The sequence below is a fragment of the Pseudomonas sp. CFBP 13719 genome, from assembly GCF_014842095.1.
Taxonomy (GTDB): Bacteria; Pseudomonadota; Gammaproteobacteria; order Pseudomonadales; family Pseudomonadaceae; genus Aquipseudomonas.
On sequence record NZ_JACYVB010000013.1, the window covers coordinates 81,644 to 97,019 of the forward strand.

Below are 15,376 nucleotides of genomic sequence, written 5' to 3' on the forward strand. Positions count from 1 at the left end.
TAGTCGCCCAAGGAGCATTGAACGTCCTACGGTCGGGGCGGACTAATGCTACAAGCCCATCAACCTAGAAGGAGATCTCTTATGTGGACCAAACCTGCTTACACTGATCTGCGCATCGGCTTCGAAGTCACCATGTACTTCGCAAGCCGCTAAGCTTCAGTTGCAACGCAACGCCTCGGCCAGTCACTGACCGAGGCGTTTTCATTTCCAGGCTTGATGCTGCGAGTTCTCCATGTATATCCAGATTCTTGGCTCCGCCGCCGGCGGCGGCTTTCCCCAGTGGAACTGCAATTGCGCCAATTGCAGTGGCTTTCGCGACGGCAGCCTGCGCGCCCATGCGCGCACGCAGTCGTCCATTGCTCTGTCCGACGACGGGGTCAACTGGGTGCTGTGCAATGCCTCGCCAGACATTCGCGCGCAACTGCAGAATTTTGCGCCGATGCAGCCAGGCCGGGCCCTGCGCGACACCGGTATCCAAGCCATCGTGCTGCTCGACAGCCAGATCGACCACACCACCGGGCTGCTCAGCCTGCGCGAAGGGTGTCCGCATCAGGTCTGGTGTACCGACATGGTGCATCAAGACCTGAGCACCGGCTTTCCGCTGTTCACCATGCTCAGCCACTGGAATGGCGGGCTGGACTGGCAGCGCATCGCGCTTGAAGGCAGCTTCGTGATTCCGGCGTGCCCGCACCTGCGTTTCACTCCGCTGCCGCTGCGCAGTGCCGCCCCGCCCTACTCGCCCCACCGCTTCGACCCCCACCCAGGCGACAACCTGGGTTTGATCGTGGAAGACACGCGTACCGGTGGCACGCTGTTCTATGCGCCGGGCCTGGGCCAGGTCGACGATGCACTGCTCGAACGCATGGCCGGCGCGGATTGTCTGTTGGTAGACGGCACCCTGTGGGACGACGATGAAATGCAGCGACGCGGCGTTGGCACCCGTACCGGACGTGAGATGGGTCACCTGGCGCAGAGCGGCCCTGGCGGCATGCTGGAAGTGCTGGAAGGCCTGCCGCGCCAGCGCAAGGTGCTGATCCACATCAACAACACCAACCCGATCCTGGACGAAGACTCGCCACAGCGCGCCGAACTGGCCAAGCGCGGTGTCGAAGTGGCGTTCGATGGGATGAGCATCGAGTTGTAGTGGCGCCCCATTCCCCAGGAGAACCGCAATGTCCGACACCCCCATGACCCCCGCCGAATTCGAGCAGGCCTTGCGTGCCAAGGGTGCGTATTACCACATCCACCACCCCTATCACGTGGCCATGTACGAGGGCCGCGCCAGCCGCGAGCAGATCCAGGGCTGGGTGGCCAACCGTTTCTACTATCAGGTCAACATCCCGCTCAAGGATGCCGCCATCCTGGCCAACTGCCCGGATCGCGAGATCCGTCGCGAGTGGATCCAGCGCCTGCTCGATCACGACGGCGCACCCGGAGAAGACGGCGGCATCGAAGCCTGGTTGCGCCTGGGCCAGGCCGTGGGCCTTGATCCCGACCAGTTGCGCTCCCAGGAGCTGGTGTTGCCCGGCGTACGTTTCGCCGTGGACGCCTACGTCAACTTCGCCCGCCGGGCCAACTGGCAGGAAGCGGCCAGCAGTTCGCTGACCGAGCTGTTCGCGCCGCAGATCCATCAGTCGCGCCTCGACAGCTGGCCAGCCCACTACCCGTGGATCGACCCGGCCGGCTACGAATACTTCCGCACGCGCCTGGGCCAGGCCCGGCGCGACGTGGAGCACGGCCTGCACATCACCCTGCAGCACTACACGACGGTCGAAGGCCAGCAGCGTATGCTGGAAATCCTGCAGTTCAAGCTCGACATCCTGTGGAGCATGCTCGATGCCATGAGCATGGCCTACGAGCTGAACCGTCCGCCCTATCACAGCGTTACCGACCAGCGTGTCTGGCACAAGGGGATCGCCCTATGAGCTTCGATCGTCTACAAACCCCGCGCTGGCGCCAGGGCTACCGGTTCCAGTACGAGCCGGCGCAGAAAGGCCACGTGCTGCTGTACCCCGAGGGCATGATCAAGCTCAACGAAAGTGCCAGTGCCATCGGTGGCCTGATCGACGGTCAACGCAGCGTGGCCGCGATCATCGCCGAGCTCGACGCGCAGTTCCCCGGTGTGCCCGAGTTGGCCATCGATATCGAGCAATTCATGGAGGTCGCCCGTGCACAGCACTGGATCGAACTTGCCCAGCCTGCCACCCACGCCTGAAGTCGGACTGCCGTTGTGGCTGCTGGCGGAGCTGACCTACCGCTGCCCGCTGCAATGCCCGTACTGCTCCAACCCCCTGGACTTCGCCGCCCAGGGCAAGGAACTGAGCACCGAGCAGTGGTTCAAGGTGATGGCCGAAGCCCGCGAAATGGGCGCCGCGCAGATCGGTTTCTCCGGCGGCGAGCCGCTGGTGCGCCAGGACCTTGCGCAGTTGATCGGCGAGGCCCGGCGCCTTGGGTTCTACACCAACCTGATCACCTCGGGCATCGGCCTGACCGAACAGAAGATCGCCGACTTCAAGACCGCCGGCCTGGATCATATCCAGATCAGCTTTCAGGCCAGCGACGAGCAGGTCAACAATCTGCTGGCCGGCTCGAAAAAAGCCTTCGCGCAGAAGCTGGAAATGGCCCGTGCAGTGAAAGCCCACGGCTATCCGATGGTGCTGAACTTCGTCACCCATCGGCACAACATCGACAAGATCGACCGCATCATCGAGCTGTGCGTGGCCCTGGAGGCCGACTTCGTCGAACTCGCCACGTGCCAGTTCTACGGCTGGGCCGAACTCAACCGTGCCGGCCTGTTGCCCACCCGTGAACAACTGGTGCGTGCCGAGCGCATTACCAATGAATACCGCGCCAAGCTGGAAGCAGCCGGCAGCGCCTGCAAGCTGATTTTCGTCACGCCCGACTACTACGAAGAGCGCCCCAAGGGCTGCATGAACGGCTGGGGCAGCATTTTCCTCACCGTAACGCCCGACGGCACCGCGCTGCCGTGCCACGGTGCGCGTCAGCTGCCGGTGGAGTTTCCCAACGTTCGCGATCACAGCCTGCAGCACATCTGGTATGACTCGTTCGGTTTCAACCGCTTTCGCGGCTATGCCTGGATGCCGGAGCCATGCCGCTCGTGCGACGAGAAAGAGAAGGACTTCGGTGGCTGTCGCTGCCAGGCTTTCATGCTGACCGGCGATGCTGCCAACGCCGATCCGGTGTGCAGCAAGTCACCCCACCATGGCGTGATCCTGCGGGCTCGTGAAGAAGCGGAACACGCCACCCAGACGATCGAACAATTGGCCTTTCGCAATGACCGAAACTCACGCCTCATCGCCAAAGCATGACCGCTTCAGCGCCTCCCAGGCCGTAGCTGCCGGGACCGATTTCGCCGAACTACGGGTCGGCCCAGCTGGCGTGTTCTGGAACGAGTTCCGTCCCCAGGATGGCGCCTGCCGCCTGTGGACCGAGCAGGACGGTGTGGTGGTTTGCCTAACGCCCGACGGTTACAGCGCGCGCAGCCGGGTCTACGAATACGGTGGGGGTTCGTTCTGCCTGGCGAACGACGAACTGGTGTTCGTCAACGAGGCCGACCAGCAGCTGTATCGGCAGCCGGCCACCGGTGGCCTGCCGCAGCCTTTGAGCTTTGGCCAGATGCGTTACGGTGGGTTGGAATATGCCGCAGGCCAGGTGCTGGCGGTCGAGGAAGACGGCGACATTCATCGCCTGGTGGCGATCGACCTGGCCAGCGAGCGCCATCGGGTGCTGGCCGAAGGCGCCGACTTCTACGCCTCGCCGGTGTTGAGCCCGGACGGCACCCGTCTGGCCTGGATCGAGTGGGACCGTCCGCATCAGCCCTGGACCCAGACGCGGCTGATGTGCAGCGAACTGGCGGCCGTGGCGGAATGCGTGGCCAGCGGTTTCAGCCTGCAGCAGCCGCGCTTCGATGAACAAGGGCGGTTGTATTGCCTGTCCGATGCGAACGGCTTTTGGCAACCGTGGGCAGAAGTCGACGGCAAGTGGGCGCCTCTGCCCGCGGCGCCGGCCGACCATGCCGCAGCGCCTTGGCAACTGGGTGCCTGCACCTGGCTCCCGGCTGCCGATCAGGGTTATCTGGCGAGTTGGTTCGACGACGGTTTCGGCCGCCTGGGCCTGAGCGATGGGCAGGGCCATTGCCTGGATTACAGTGGTGAGTTCACGCGGTTTCGTGCGTTGGCCATGGATGCCGACCACCTCTACGCCATCGCCGGTTCACCCTTGCAGCCTTCGGCCGTGATTGCCGTCGGCCGGCATGATCACAGCCTGCGCATCCTGGCGGGCGGTTATTCGCCGCTGCCGGCCGAGCAGGTCAGTCTGCCGCAGCCGCTGAGCTACCCCAGCGGCGGTGAACAGGCTCATGGCTTCTTCTATGCCGCGCAGAGTGACGAGCGCCATCCGCCACTGGTGGTGTTCATCCACGGCGGTCCGACCTCGGCGTGCTACCCGGTCTTCGACCCACGCATCCAATACTGGACCCAGCGCGGTTTCGCCGTGGCTGACCTCAACTATCGCGGCAGCAGCAACTACGGTCGCACCTATCGCGATGCCCTGCATCTGCGCTGGGGCGTAACCGACGTGCGGGACGCCTGCGCCGTGGTCGACTACCTGGCCAAGCTGGGCCGCATCGATGCGCAACGCGCGTTCGTGCGCGGTGGCAGTGCGGGCGGCTATACGGTGTTGTGCGCACTGGCGTTCGCCAATGTGTTCCGGGCCGGCGCCAGCCTGTACGGCGTGAGTGATCCTGCGGCCTTGGGGCGCGTCACCCACAAGTTCGAAAACGACTACCTGGACTGGCTGATCGGCAACCCGGACAGCGACCGACAGCGCTACGAAGAGCGCACGCCGCTGCTGCACGCCGACCGAATCACGGCACCGGTGATTTTCTTTCAGGGGGAGTTGGACGTAGTAGTGGTGCCGCAGCAGACCCGTGACATGGTCGCCGCATTGCAGGCGGGAGGTGTGCCAGTGGAAGCGCACTACTATGGCGAGGAGCGGCACGGCTTTCGCAATGCAGCCAACCTGGCCCATGCTCTGGAGCATGAATGGCGCTTCTACCTGAAAGTCATGCAGGAGGACGACCGCGGGCTGGTCGATCTGCTTTGAGTCTGCACCGGTGCGGTCGTCAGGCAGACGAACGCACCGGCAGCGGCATTACCTTCTGCTGGCGATGATGTACACCGCGTGGATGATGCCGGGAATGTAGCCCAGCAGGGTCAGCAGGATGTTCAGCCAGAAAGCGCCGGCGAATCCGACTTGCATGAAGACGCCGACTGGCGGCAGAAGAATGGCGAAAATGATACGAATGATGTCCATGGTGCAGCTCCTTGAGGTCGATGCATAACAGACCTCGGGCAATCCCTGGCGTTCCACACGCGCCTGCATCACCGAGGCCCTAGAGCCGGGCGTCGAGGCCATCGAGCAGCCGCTTCAATGCGCCCTGGTTGGCTCGCATCACGTCCAGCCCAGCCTGCCCGCTGCGCACGGCTTCGCGAGGTAGCTCCAGCCACCGCCGCAGCGCCGTTGCCAAGCCTTGCGCGTCGTCGACTTCGACCAGCGCCCCGGCCTCGCGCAGCATCGCGCCTATTTCGAGAAAGTTGAACATGTGCGGCCCACTCAACACCGGCTTGGCCAGTGCTGCCGGTTCCAGCGGGTTGTGCCCACCGTTCTCCACCAGGCTGCCGCCAACGAAGGCAACGTCTGCCAGTGCATAGAGGAACAGCAACTCGCCCATGGTATCGCCCAGCAACACCTGGGTGGTCGCCGTGACCGGTTGATCGAGCGAACGCTGCACCGTGCTGAAACCCTGCGCCTGGCACAGACCACGGACCGAAGCGAAACGCTCCTGATGCCGCGGCACCAGAATCAGCAAGGCATCGGCATGGCTGGCCAGCAGTTGCCGATGGGCGGCCAATATCACCGCATCCTCACCGTCGTGGGTGCTGGCAGCGATCCACACCGGACGTTCCTGTGCCTGCCACTGCTCGCGCAACCGGGCTGCGCGCACGGGCACGGCTGGATCGACGCTGAGGTCGAACTTGATCGAGCCCGTCACCTGCACGCATTCCGGGCGTGCGCCCAAGTCCAGGTAGCGTTGCGCCTCGGTTGCGGTCTGCACCGCCAGCAAGCTCATCTCGGCCAGCATCGGCGCAGTCAGGCCTTTGAAGCGTGCGTAACCCTTGGCCGAACGCGCGGAAAGCCGCCCATTGGCCAACGCCACCGGGATGCCGCGGCGGGCGCACTGGTGAATATGATTGGGCCACAGCTCGGTTTCCATGATCACCGCCAGGCGCGGTCGCACGTGGTCGAGAAAACGCCCGGACGCCCAGGGCAGATCGTACGGCAGGTAGCAGTGCTGGATGCGTGGCTCGCCGGCAAACAGTGCCTGGATGCGCTCCGACCCGGTCGGGGTCATGCAGGTGACGGTGATCGGCAGCTCGGGGTGGCGCAGCAGCAACTGGCGGATCATCGGCGCTGCGGCAATGCTCTCGCCCACCGACACCGCGTGCACCCAGATGCCGCCCGGCTGCATCGCCGGCAGCCGGTAGGCGAAACGCTCGCCGAGGCGCTGCCCGTAGGCCGGCGCCTTGCGCGCGCGCAACCATAGACGCACGGCCAGCAACGGCAGCCCCAGGTGAAACAGCAAGGTGTAGAGAGTTCTGTTCATGGCGGCGAAGTGTACTCAGGTCGTCGTGCTTGACCAAGCGTCGGCAAACGCCGCGCGAACCGATTGCCCGCTGACGGTTCGAAAGGGACCAGCCCTCAGTGGCCGCGCATCGCCTAGAATGCCTGCATCGAAAAGGAGCTCCATCATGAACGCCTATGTTTTTCTTGCCGTCGCCATCTGCGCCGAAGTGATCGCCACCGTGTCCATGAAAGCGGTCAAGGGCCTGAGCACGCCGCTGCCGCTGATCCTGGTGGTGGTCGGCTATGGCATCGCCTTCTGGATGCTGACGCTGGTGGTGCGCACCGTGCCGGTGGGCATCGCCTACGCCATCTGGGCCGGCATGGGCATCGTGCTGGTCAGCGTCGCCGCGCTGTTCATCTACGGGCAGAAGCTCGACCTGCCGGCCATGCTCGGCATGGCACTGATCGTGCTGGGCGTGGTGGTGATCCAGCTGTTCTCGAAAACCACCGGGCACTGAGGCTGTATACTCCCCCGCCTGTCCAAGCCTGCGAGGTCTGCAATGCCGTCTGAACTGTCCACTGATATCGTCATCGTCGGCGCCGGTGTCGCCGGGCTCTGGCTCAACGCGCGGCTGCGCGCCCTGGGCTATTCGACGGTGCTGGTGGAGAACGCGCGCCTGGGCGGCGGGCAGACGTTCAAGGCCCAGGGGATCATTCACGGCGGCGCCAAATACGCCCTGCACGGCGCGCTGACCGGGGCGTCCGAAGCGATTGCCGACATGCCGCGGCGCTGGCGTGAAGCGCTGGCCGGTGATGGCGAACTCGATCTTTCCGGTGTGCGGCTGCTGTCCGAGGCGCACTACCTGTGGTCGCCGGGCACCCTGGCGGGCAACCTCACCAGCTTCTTCGCCAGCAAGGCCGTGCGCGGCCGGGTCGATCAGGTCAAGGGCGAGCAGTTGCCGCCGGCGTTGCAGGACCGCGCCTTCAAGGGCAAGGTCTACCGCCTGGCCGAACTGGTGGTCGACGTGCCCAGCCTGGTCGCGCGGCTGGCCGAACTGGCTGGTGATGGGCTGCTGGCCGGCGAGCGCATCGAGCCTTTGTATGACCAGGGCCGCCTGGCGGGCCTGATCGTCGATGGCCGGGTGATTCGTGCCCAGCGCGTGGTGCTCAGTGCCGGCGAAGGCACCCAGGCGCTGTTGACCGCGCTGGGCGTCGAACAACCCACCATGCAGCGTCGGCCGCTGCACATGGTGCTGGCCAAGGGCGCCAACCTGAAACCGTTGTATGCCCACTGCCTGGGGGGTGGGCCGAAGCCGCGCATCACCGTCACCACCCATCCGGGGGCCGATGGTCAATGGGTCTGGTACATGGGTGGCGAGATCGCCGAGGCTGACGGCGTGGCCCGCGAGCCGGCGCAGCAGATCGCCGCGGCGCAGAAGGAAATCGCTCACCTGTTGCCGTGGGTCGACCAAAGCCAGATGCGCTGGGCCACGTTGCGGGTCAATCGCGCCGAGCCTGCGCAGTCAGGGCTGGTTCGCCCGGACAATGCCTTCCTGGCCGACCAACCTGGTTTGCTGGTGGGCTGGCCGACCAAGCTGGCGCTGGCACCCGACTTCGCCGACCGGGTCATTGGCGCTTTGCAGCGCGATGGCATTTCACCGCGCACGCATGCCCCTCTGCCCGAGTTGCCCAAGCCGGCCCTGGCCACACCTGTCTGGGATGAACTGCTGCCATGAGCCTGCCGACCTTGCACGATCTGCACCGCCCGCTGGGCGACACCGGCCTGCGGGTCTCCCCCCTGGGCCTGGGCACGGTGAAGCTGGGCCGCGACCAAGGGGTGAAATACCCCAGCGGCTTCACCATTCCGGACGACAGTGCGGCGCGCATGTTGCTCGACCAGGCGCGCCAGCTGGGCATCAACCTGATCGACACCGCGCCGGCCTATGGCATCAGCGAGGAACGCCTGGGCCCATTGCTGCGTGGCCAGCGTCAGGAGTGGGTCATCGTCAGCAAGGTCGGTGAAGAATTCGAGGCCGGGCAGTCACGCTTCGATTTCAGCGCCGAGCACACACGGTTCTCGGTGGAACGCAGCCTGAAACGCCTGGAAACAGACTTCATCGACCTGGTACTGGTGCATTCGGACGGCAACGACCTGGAGATTCTCGAGGGCTGTGAGGTGTACCAGACGTTGGCGGCGCTGAAAGCCGAGGGCAAGATTCGCGGCTTCGGCTTTTCCGGAAAAACCGTGCAGGGCGGGCTGAAGGCCTTGGAAACCGGGGACTGCGCCATGGTCACCTACAACCTGAGCGAGCAGTCCGAGCGCCCGGTGCTCGACTACGCCGCTGCCCACGGCAAGGCCATCCTGGTGAAAAAGGCCTTGGCCAGCGGTCATGCCTGCCTGGCACCGGGGGTCGATCCGGTGCGCGCCAGCTTCGAGTTGCTGTTCGCCCACCCTGGGGTCGCCAGTGCTATTGTCGGAACGATAAATCCGCTGCACCTGTCCCACAACGTAGCGACAGCCGCTGCCGTGCTACTCAGGAATTGACGCCGCCGACGCGGCCGACCCCGACGCAAGAAGGAGCCGTAATGCCGCGTACCCTGACACGAAAGAACCCTGGCAATTTCAAGACCCTGCCCCTTGTCGTCGACGCCACGCCCGAAGCCCTGAGTTATGAAGCCGTGGGCATGCCCCTGAATTTCGCTCAGACCCTGGAAAGGCGCAAACCGGTCGAGGTGAGTGACAGCGAACGCTTTCGCGTGGAACTGGCCAACCTCGGCGTGTCGGTACGCCTGACCTTGAACTGGCGTGGCCGCGACTATTGGGTGCTGGTGCGTCAACGCCGCGAAGACCGCGGCGATGTCGTGCTCAAGCTGATCTCCGGCTATGTGCCGGCCCATGAGGTGAACCTGCCGTTGCACACGGCCATTCAGGAAATTGCCGAGGAGTGTCTGCTGGAGACTTCGGAAGGCTGGTTGGGCGGGCGTTTCAACGACACCTGGCTGCCGACGCCGTATGACCAGGTGCTGCGCTATCACGAGCCCCTGCCCTTTCGCTTGAGCACCCGTTCCGGCGCGGCGCGCCCGGTGCGTTGTGGCAGCCTGAACCTGATCGAGCGGCCGCGAGCGTACGTGCATGTGCCGACGGCCTCGTTGCAGTTGGTCTACGACCTGCGTCTGGAGGTACCGCCCCAGGCCAAGGGGCTGAGTCTGTTCCATGTGGAGGAACGCCTGGAAAAAGGTGAGCTGATCACCCGTTTGAGTCGGAGCAAGCCCGACCTGTACCTGATCCCGCTGAAGGACGGTCAGCCGGTCGCCGAGTTGTACACCTTGAAGAAGGACAAGCTGCACGCTGCAGGCACACGGGGGGTTTACCTGGCCGAGAGTTTCGCTGCGCAAGAAGGTTGGCTGGTGCGCGAGGAACGCGTGCGCTGGCGCGACTGGGTAGCGGAAAAAGGCCTGGCCATCCCGAAGAAGCCCCGTACCAGCTTGCAGAAGTTCAAGGTCAAGGCCCGGGTGCTGGTGCGCAAGGTGCGCAGCGGCTTGCACAAATAACCTTCAGTCCGCCTGATGCACCGCAGCGCCTGCTTCGCGGCCGATGACCGCTCCTACGCAAGATTTGCACACACCCGTAGGAGCGGTCCGTGGCCGCGAAATCCGCGCTGCGGTTCTCCTGACACACCGCGCTGCCAATTCGCGGCCGATGACCGCTCCTACGCAAGATTTGCACACTCCCGTAGGAGCGGTCCGTGGCCGCGAACGCCACGCCACGGTCCGCCTGATGCACCGCAACGAATGCTTCGCGGCCGATGACCGCTCCTACGCAGGATTTGCACACACCCGTAGGAGCGGTCCGTGGCCGCGAAAGCCACGCCACGGTCCGCCTGATGCACCGCAACGAATGCTTCGCGGCCGATGACCGCTCCTACGCAAGATTTGCACACTCCCGTAGGAGCGGTCCGTGGCCGCGAACGCCACGCCACGGTCCGCCTGATGCACCGCAACGAATGCTTCGCGGCCGATGACCGCTCCTACGCAAGATTTGCACACTCCCGTAGGAGCGGTCCGTGGCCGCGAACGCCACGCTGCGGACCATCGGTTACACACGGATAATCAGCGGCTGCGGATTTTTTCCACGATTGCGGTGGTCGAGCTGTTTTCCACCAGCCCCAGTACCTTTACCGTGCCGCCATAGGCGGCCACGATATCGGCGCCCACCACTTGCTCCACCGAATAATCACCCCCTTTCACCAGCACGTCCGGGCGTACATGGGTCAGCAGGTTTTCCGGTGTACCTTCGGCAAAGCTGATCACCCAATCTACTGCCCCCAGCCCGGCCAACACCGCCATGCGCCGGTCGACACTATTGATGGGGCGCCCAGGCCCTTTCAGACGGCTCACCGAAGCGTCGTCGTTGACCGCCACGATCAGCCGGTCGCCCTGAGCTCGAGCCTGCTCCAGATACGTCACGTGGCCCGCATGGAGGATATCGAAACAACCATTGGTGAACACGATGCGCTCGTTGTGCGCCCGCGCATCGTCGATCGCCAGCAGCAACTGCTCGAGGCTCAACACGCCGCGTTCCGAACCTTCCTCACGCTGGATGGCGCGGCGTAGCTCGGGCGCGCTGATCGCCGCCGTACCCAGCTTGCCGACCACGATGCCCGCCGCCAGGTTGGCCAGGGCCACCGCATGGGGCAACTCTTCACCCGCAGCAATGGCCGCCGCCAGGGTGGAGATCACCGTATCGCCAGCGCCGGTCACGTCGAACACTTCACGGGCCCGCGCAGGCAAGTGCAGGGCTGGATGATCAGGGCGCAACAGGGTCATGCCGTGCTCGCCACGGGTCACCAGCAGTGCGCCCAGATCCAGCTCGCTCATCAGCGCGGCGCCTTTGGCCACCAGGTCTGCCTCATCGGCGCAACCGCCGACGATGGTTTCGAATTCGCTGAGGTTGGGCGTGATCAGGCTCGCGCCTCGATAGATCGAGAAATCCTTGCCCTTGGGATCGGCCAGCACGGGAATATTGCGCGCCCGCGCCGCCTGAATCAGCGCCTGGTGGTTCTTCAGCGCGCCCTTGCCATAGTCCGACAGCACCAGCACCTTGACGCCTTCGAGCAGCGCTTCGACTTCGTTGCCCAGCGCTACCGGGTCGGTTGCGAACGCTTCTTCGAAGTCGATGCGCAACAGTTGTTGATGGCGGCTCATGACCCGCAGCTTGACGATGGTCGGCTGGTGGGCAATGCGCTGGAACACCGCCGTGACGCCAGCAGCCTGCAGGCTGTTGCCCAGGCTGTCGGCGGCCTCGTCGGTACCGGTCACGCCCACCAGGGAAGCCGGCGCACCCAGCGCGGCAATGTTCAACGCAACGTTGGCGGCACCACCGGGCCGATCCTCGATCTGTTCGACCTTGACCACCGGCACCGGTGCTTCTGGAGAGATGCGCGAAGTACCGCCATGCCAGTAACGGTCGAGCATGACATCGCCGACCACCAATACAGGGGCCGACTCGAATCGCGGCATGGATAACTTCATGGGCAACCCACATACAAAATGAACAGGGCGGCGATATTAACACGCAAGCACCCGATAGGCCCCCCACCCCACCTCGGGAGCAATGATCCCCCGTAGGAGCGGCCAGTGGCCGCGAAGGGAACGCCGCGGTTCACCCGATACACCGCGCCGCCCATTCGCGGCCGATGACCGCTCCTACAAGCGAGCGGTGATCCCCCGTAGGAGCGGCCAATGGCCGCGAAGGGTGCGCCGCGGATCACCATGTGCGAGCGGCGATCCCCTGTGGGAGCGGTCAGTGGCCGCGAAGGGCCCGCCGCGGTTCACCCGATACACCGCGCCGCCCATTCGCGGCCGATGACCGCTCCCACAGGGGGCCGGAATTACGGGGCACTCAGGTGATGTCGGTTTTCGCAGGTTCGTCCAGGCCCATGGCGTGCAGCCTGGCGTAATAGCCGTTCTGCGCAAGCAACTGCGCGTGGGTGCCGCGCTCGACGATGCGGCCCTGGTCCATCACCAGAATCTGGTCGGCCTTCTCGATGGTCGACAGTCGGTGGGCGATCACCAAGGTGGTCCGTCCTTTCATCACATGGTCCAGCGCAGCCTGGATATGCCGCTCCGACTCGGTATCCAGCGCCGACGTCGCCTCATCCAGAATCAGCACCGGGGCATTCTTGAGCAATGCCCGGGCAATCGCCAGGCGCTGGCGCTGGCCACCGGACAACAGCACGCCGTTCTCGCCCACCTGCGTGTCGAAACCTTCGGGCAGACGGTCGATGAACTCCTTGGCATAGGCATCGGCTGCCGCCGCCACCACGTCTTCGCGCGGCGCGCCGGCGAGGTCACCGTAGGCAATGTTATTGGCCACACTGTCGTTGAACAGTGTCACGCTCTGAGTCACCAGCGCGATGTGCCGACGCAGGTTGCGCAATTGATAGTCGGCAATCTCCACGCCATCGAGCAACACTTCGCCCTGGTTGTGGTGATAGAAGCGCGGAATCAAACCGGCCAGGGTCGACTTGCCGCTGCCCGAGCGCCCTACCAAAGCGATCATCTGCCCAGGCTTGGCGGTGAAGTTGATGTCGCTGAGCACCTGGCGATCGGTGCCGGGGTAGGTGAAGTTCAGGTTGCGCACTTCCAGCGAACCGCCAACGCGCTCGCGCTCCACCGTGCCGGTGTCCAGCTCGGGGGCGACGTCCAGCTGCTCGAAGATGCTTTCGGCGCCGGCCACGCCCTTCTGCACCGTGGAGCTGACTTCCGACAGCTGGCGGATCGGCTTGGGCAGCAAACCGGCTGCGGTGATGTAGGCCACCAGATCACCGGCCGTGGCATCGCCACGCATGTACAGCACCAGGAACATCAGCACGGCCATGGCGGTGTAGATCACCAGCTGCAACATCGGCGTGTAGATCGCGCCGGTCTTGGTCATGCGCAGTTGCTTGTCGGTGTTGCCCTGGCTGGCCTTGGCGAAACGGGTCTGCTCGTAGCCTTCACCGCCGAAGCTGCGCACCACCCGGTAGCCCTGGATGGTCTCGGACGCCACGTGGGTCACGTCGCCCATGGCGACCTGAATCTTCTTGCTTTGCTTGCGAAATTTCTTGCTGGTGCTACCGACCATGACTGCGATCAGCGGCAGAATGGCGAGCATCACCAGGGTCAGTTGCCAGTTCATCCAGATCAGGTAGATGAACAGGAACACCACCGTCAGGCCTTCGCGGATCACCACCTTGATGGCATCGGTCGCGGCGCCGGTCACCATGGTCACGTTGAAAGTGATGCGTGAGATCAGGTGGCCGGAGTTGTGCGTGTCGAAGTAGCGGTTGGGCAACACCAGCAACTTGTTGAACAGCTCCACCCGCAGGTCGTGAACCAGGCCCAGCGATACCTTGGCCAGGAAGTAGTTGCCCAGGTAGGAGCCCAGACCCTGCCAGGCGGCAATCAGCACGATCAGGATCGGCACCGCCTGCAGCAACTGCAGGTCGCGCAGGTAGGGCACGTTGGGGAACAGGACCGCCTCGGGATTGCTCAGGCCGTCGACGAAATACTTGAGGATGCCGGCCAGCATGGGCTGGGTCGAGGCGAAGATCACGAAACCTATGATACTGATCAGGAACATGCCCACGTAGGGGCGAACGTAGCCGAGCAGTCGCAAATAGATTTTCAGGCTTGAATCCTGTTCCGCTGGGCGCGGTGAATCACTCATCGTCTAACTCACTGTTGGCGTAGAACGGGAATTTTATCACAGGGGGCGGATGGGGGATTGCAGTGCCTCAGCAAGACCCAGTCGCGCCCTTCGCGGGCAGAGCCCGCTCCCACAGGTACACTGCGCCCCCCTGTAGGAGCGGTCCGTGGCCGCGAAAGCCGCACCGCAGTTCGTCTGCCACACCGCAGCGCCTGTTTCGCGGGCAGAGCCCGCTCCCACAGGTACACTGCGACCCCCTGTAGGAGCGGTCCGTGGCCGCGAAGGGCGCACCGCGGTTCGGCCTGGCGGTAGAACATGCCGGCGCTTTTGGGCATCATGCCACCCGCCCTCTTCAATCAAGGCCTTATCACGATGCAATGCACCCGCCTTCCTCTGGCCGCTTTTGACACGCTGATCACCGGCGCCAAGGTGTTGGAGGCCGACAGCCATGGCGCGAAAGTGTACCTGCTCGCAGACGGCAAGATCTTGAAACTCTTCCGCCGCAAACGCCTGTTTTCCTCGGCCCTGCTGCGCCCGTATTCGGCCCGTTTCATCGCCAACGCCCAACGCCTGCAGCAACTGGGCGTGCCGACCTTGAAGGTGCTGCAGCATTACCGCTTGGACAAGCCCGGGATGACGGCGGTGTTGTACGAACCGCTGCCAGGCAGGAATCTGCGCCAGTTGATGGACACCGCCGACTTCACCTGGCAACAGAGCCTGGAACCGCTGATCGCCATGATTCGCCGGTTGCATCGCTCAGGGGTGTATTTCCGCTCGCTGCACCTGGGCAATGTCATCGTCACCCCCGAAGGGGAATTGGGCCTGATCGACATGGCCGACATGAGCTTCACCCGCGGGCCTTTGTCGAAGCGCTTGATCAAGCGCAACCTGGAGCATTTCGCCCGGTATCTGGAGCGCGAGAAACTGACCGCCTGCTTCCCCTTGGCCGAGCTCAACAAAGCCCTGCTCAAGTAGCACCATGGCCTGTCCCCCGTAGGAGCGGTCCGTGGCCGCGAAGGGCAAACCGCGGTTCATCTGACA

15 protein-coding genes are annotated in these 15,376 nt (G+C 64.3%); 11 read left to right on the forward strand and 4 right to left on the reverse strand.

Translation table 11 applies throughout. The features are described 5' to 3' along the window. The first annotated feature begins 81 nt into the window (after positions 1 to 81). The 6 genes from pqqA to IFT57_RS25775 all read left to right on the forward strand — a co-directional run bounded on the left by pqqA (position 82) and on the right by IFT57_RS25775 (position 5,124). Entirely contained in the window at positions 82 to 153 is a 72-nt protein-coding gene (gene pqqA, locus IFT57_RS25750; protein ID WP_008365141.1) for a pyrroloquinoline quinone precursor peptide PqqA, read from the forward strand. 79 nt (positions 154 to 232) lie between these two features. After that, on the forward strand, positions 233 to 1,144 hold the full coding sequence (pqqB, locus tag IFT57_RS25755; RefSeq protein WP_122800790.1) for a pyrroloquinoline quinone biosynthesis protein PqqB: 912 nt from the start codon (positions 233 to 235) through the stop codon (positions 1,142 to 1,144). A gap of 28 nt (positions 1,145 to 1,172) precedes the next feature. Continuing rightward, positions 1,173 to 1,925: a pyrroloquinoline-quinone synthase PqqC gene (gene pqqC, locus IFT57_RS25760; protein WP_122714902.1), complete on the forward strand. Its 753-nt coding sequence runs from the start codon at positions 1,173 to 1,175 to the stop codon at positions 1,923 to 1,925. Then, complete coding sequence (gene pqqD / locus IFT57_RS25765) at positions 1,922 to 2,215, forward strand: pyrroloquinoline quinone biosynthesis peptide chaperone PqqD (RefSeq protein ID WP_122477086.1); 294 nt, start codon at positions 1,922 to 1,924, stop codon at positions 2,213 to 2,215. The genes pqqC and pqqD overlap by 4 nt, the downstream gene beginning before the upstream one ends. Further along, positions 2,169 to 3,329, forward strand: coding sequence for a pyrroloquinoline quinone biosynthesis protein PqqE (pqqE, locus tag IFT57_RS25770; protein ID WP_192153114.1), 1,161 nt, complete (start codon positions 2,169 to 2,171; stop codon positions 3,327 to 3,329). The genes pqqD and pqqE overlap by 47 nt, the downstream gene beginning before the upstream one ends. After that, the gene (locus IFT57_RS25775; protein WP_192153115.1) at positions 3,295 to 5,124 is read left to right on the forward strand and encodes a S9 family peptidase; all 1,830 of its coding nucleotides are present in this window, start codon (positions 3,295 to 3,297) and stop codon (positions 5,122 to 5,124) included. The genes pqqE and IFT57_RS25775 overlap by 35 nt, the downstream gene beginning before the upstream one ends. A 48-nt stretch (positions 5,125 to 5,172) precedes the next feature. Here the strand turns inward: IFT57_RS25775 and IFT57_RS25780 are convergent, their stop codons facing one another. Both IFT57_RS25780 and waaA read right to left on the reverse strand, forming a co-directional pair. Beyond that, positions 5,173 to 5,334, reverse strand: a complete 162-nt coding sequence (locus IFT57_RS25780; protein ID WP_122477081.1) for a YqaE/Pmp3 family membrane protein — start codon at positions 5,332 to 5,334, stop codon at positions 5,173 to 5,175. A gap of 79 nt (positions 5,335 to 5,413) precedes the next feature. Next, positions 5,414 to 6,685: a lipid IV(A) 3-deoxy-D-manno-octulosonic acid transferase gene (gene waaA / locus IFT57_RS25785; RefSeq protein ID WP_192153116.1), complete on the reverse strand. Its 1,272-nt coding sequence runs from the start codon at positions 6,683 to 6,685 to the stop codon at positions 5,414 to 5,416. 145 nt (positions 6,686 to 6,830) lie between these two features. Between waaA and IFT57_RS25790 the strand changes: the two genes are divergently transcribed. Genes IFT57_RS25790 through IFT57_RS25805 form a run of 4 tightly spaced genes read left to right on the forward strand, consistent with a single transcriptional unit; the run spans position 6,831 to position 10,197 of the window. Further along, positions 6,831 to 7,163 (forward strand): DMT family transporter, encoded by a 333-nt coding sequence (locus IFT57_RS25790; protein WP_122714898.1) that lies wholly within the window; start codon positions 6,831 to 6,833, stop codon positions 7,161 to 7,163. A gap of 42 nt (positions 7,164 to 7,205) precedes the next feature. Beyond that, complete coding sequence (locus IFT57_RS25795; protein WP_192153117.1) at positions 7,206 to 8,381, forward strand: NAD(P)/FAD-dependent oxidoreductase; 1,176 nt, start codon at positions 7,206 to 7,208, stop codon at positions 8,379 to 8,381. After that, entirely contained in the window at positions 8,378 to 9,190 is an 813-nt protein-coding gene (locus IFT57_RS25800; RefSeq protein ID WP_192153118.1) for an aldo/keto reductase, read from the forward strand. The genes IFT57_RS25795 and IFT57_RS25800 overlap by 4 nt, the downstream gene beginning before the upstream one ends. Positions 9,191 to 9,231: 41 nt before the next feature. Next, positions 9,232 to 10,197 (forward strand): metal ABC transporter ATPase, encoded by a 966-nt coding sequence (locus IFT57_RS25805; RefSeq protein WP_122795589.1) that lies wholly within the window; start codon positions 9,232 to 9,234, stop codon positions 10,195 to 10,197. Between the two features lie 558 nt (positions 10,198 to 10,755). Here the strand turns inward: IFT57_RS25805 and hldE are convergent. Both hldE and msbA read right to left on the reverse strand, forming a co-directional pair. Continuing rightward, positions 10,756 to 12,177, reverse strand: coding sequence for a bifunctional D-glycero-beta-D-manno-heptose-7-phosphate kinase/D-glycero-beta-D-manno-heptose 1-phosphate adenylyltransferase HldE (gene hldE, locus IFT57_RS25810; RefSeq protein ID WP_122714894.1), 1,422 nt, complete (start codon positions 12,175 to 12,177; stop codon positions 10,756 to 10,758). Between the two features lie 370 nt (positions 12,178 to 12,547). Next, on the reverse strand, positions 12,548 to 14,356 hold the full coding sequence (msbA, locus tag IFT57_RS25815) for a lipid A export permease/ATP-binding protein MsbA (protein WP_122796307.1): 1,809 nt from the start codon (positions 14,354 to 14,356) through the stop codon (positions 12,548 to 12,550). Between the two features lie 351 nt (positions 14,357 to 14,707). On the opposite strand from msbA, the gene IFT57_RS25820 reads away from it, so the two are divergent. Next, positions 14,708 to 15,310 (forward strand): lipopolysaccharide kinase InaA family protein, encoded by a 603-nt coding sequence (locus IFT57_RS25820; RefSeq protein WP_192153119.1) that lies wholly within the window; start codon positions 14,708 to 14,710, stop codon positions 15,308 to 15,310. Positions 15,311 to 15,376 lie beyond the last annotated feature (66 nt).

Bases quoted from the DNA above. Each gene is read 5' to 3' on its own strand.
- pqqB (WP_122800790.1), top strand. From the start codon at position 233: ATGTATATCCAGATTCTTGGCTCCGCCGCCGGCGGCGGCTTTCCCCAG.
- pqqC (WP_122714902.1), top strand. From the start codon at position 1,173: ATGTCCGACACCCCCATGACCCCCGCCGAATTCGAGCAGGCCTTGCGT.
- pqqD (WP_122477086.1), top strand. From the start codon at position 1,922: ATGAGCTTCGATCGTCTACAAACCCCGCGCTGGCGCCAGGGCTACCGG.
- IFT57_RS25775 (WP_192153115.1), top strand. From the start codon at position 3,295: ATGACCGAAACTCACGCCTCATCGCCAAAGCATGACCGCTTCAGCGCC.
- IFT57_RS25780 (WP_122477081.1), bottom strand. From the start codon at position 5,334: ATGGACATCATTCGTATCATTTTCGCCATTCTTCTGCCGCCAGTCGGC.
- waaA (WP_192153116.1), bottom strand. From the start codon at position 6,685: ATGAACAGAACTCTCTACACCTTGCTGTTTCACCTGGGGCTGCCGTTG.
- IFT57_RS25790 (WP_122714898.1), top strand. From the start codon at position 6,831: ATGAACGCCTATGTTTTTCTTGCCGTCGCCATCTGCGCCGAAGTGATC.
- IFT57_RS25795 (WP_192153117.1), top strand. From the start codon at position 7,206: ATGCCGTCTGAACTGTCCACTGATATCGTCATCGTCGGCGCCGGTGTC.
- IFT57_RS25800 (WP_192153118.1), top strand. From the start codon at position 8,378: ATGAGCCTGCCGACCTTGCACGATCTGCACCGCCCGCTGGGCGACACC.
- IFT57_RS25805 (WP_122795589.1), top strand. From the start codon at position 9,232: ATGCCGCGTACCCTGACACGAAAGAACCCTGGCAATTTCAAGACCCTG.
- hldE (WP_122714894.1), bottom strand. From the start codon at position 12,177: ATGAAGTTATCCATGCCGCGATTCGAGTCGGCCCCTGTATTGGTGGTC.
- msbA (WP_122796307.1), bottom strand. From the start codon at position 14,356: ATGAGTGATTCACCGCGCCCAGCGGAACAGGATTCAAGCCTGAAAATC.
- IFT57_RS25820 (WP_192153119.1), top strand. From the start codon at position 14,708: ATGCAATGCACCCGCCTTCCTCTGGCCGCTTTTGACACGCTGATCACC.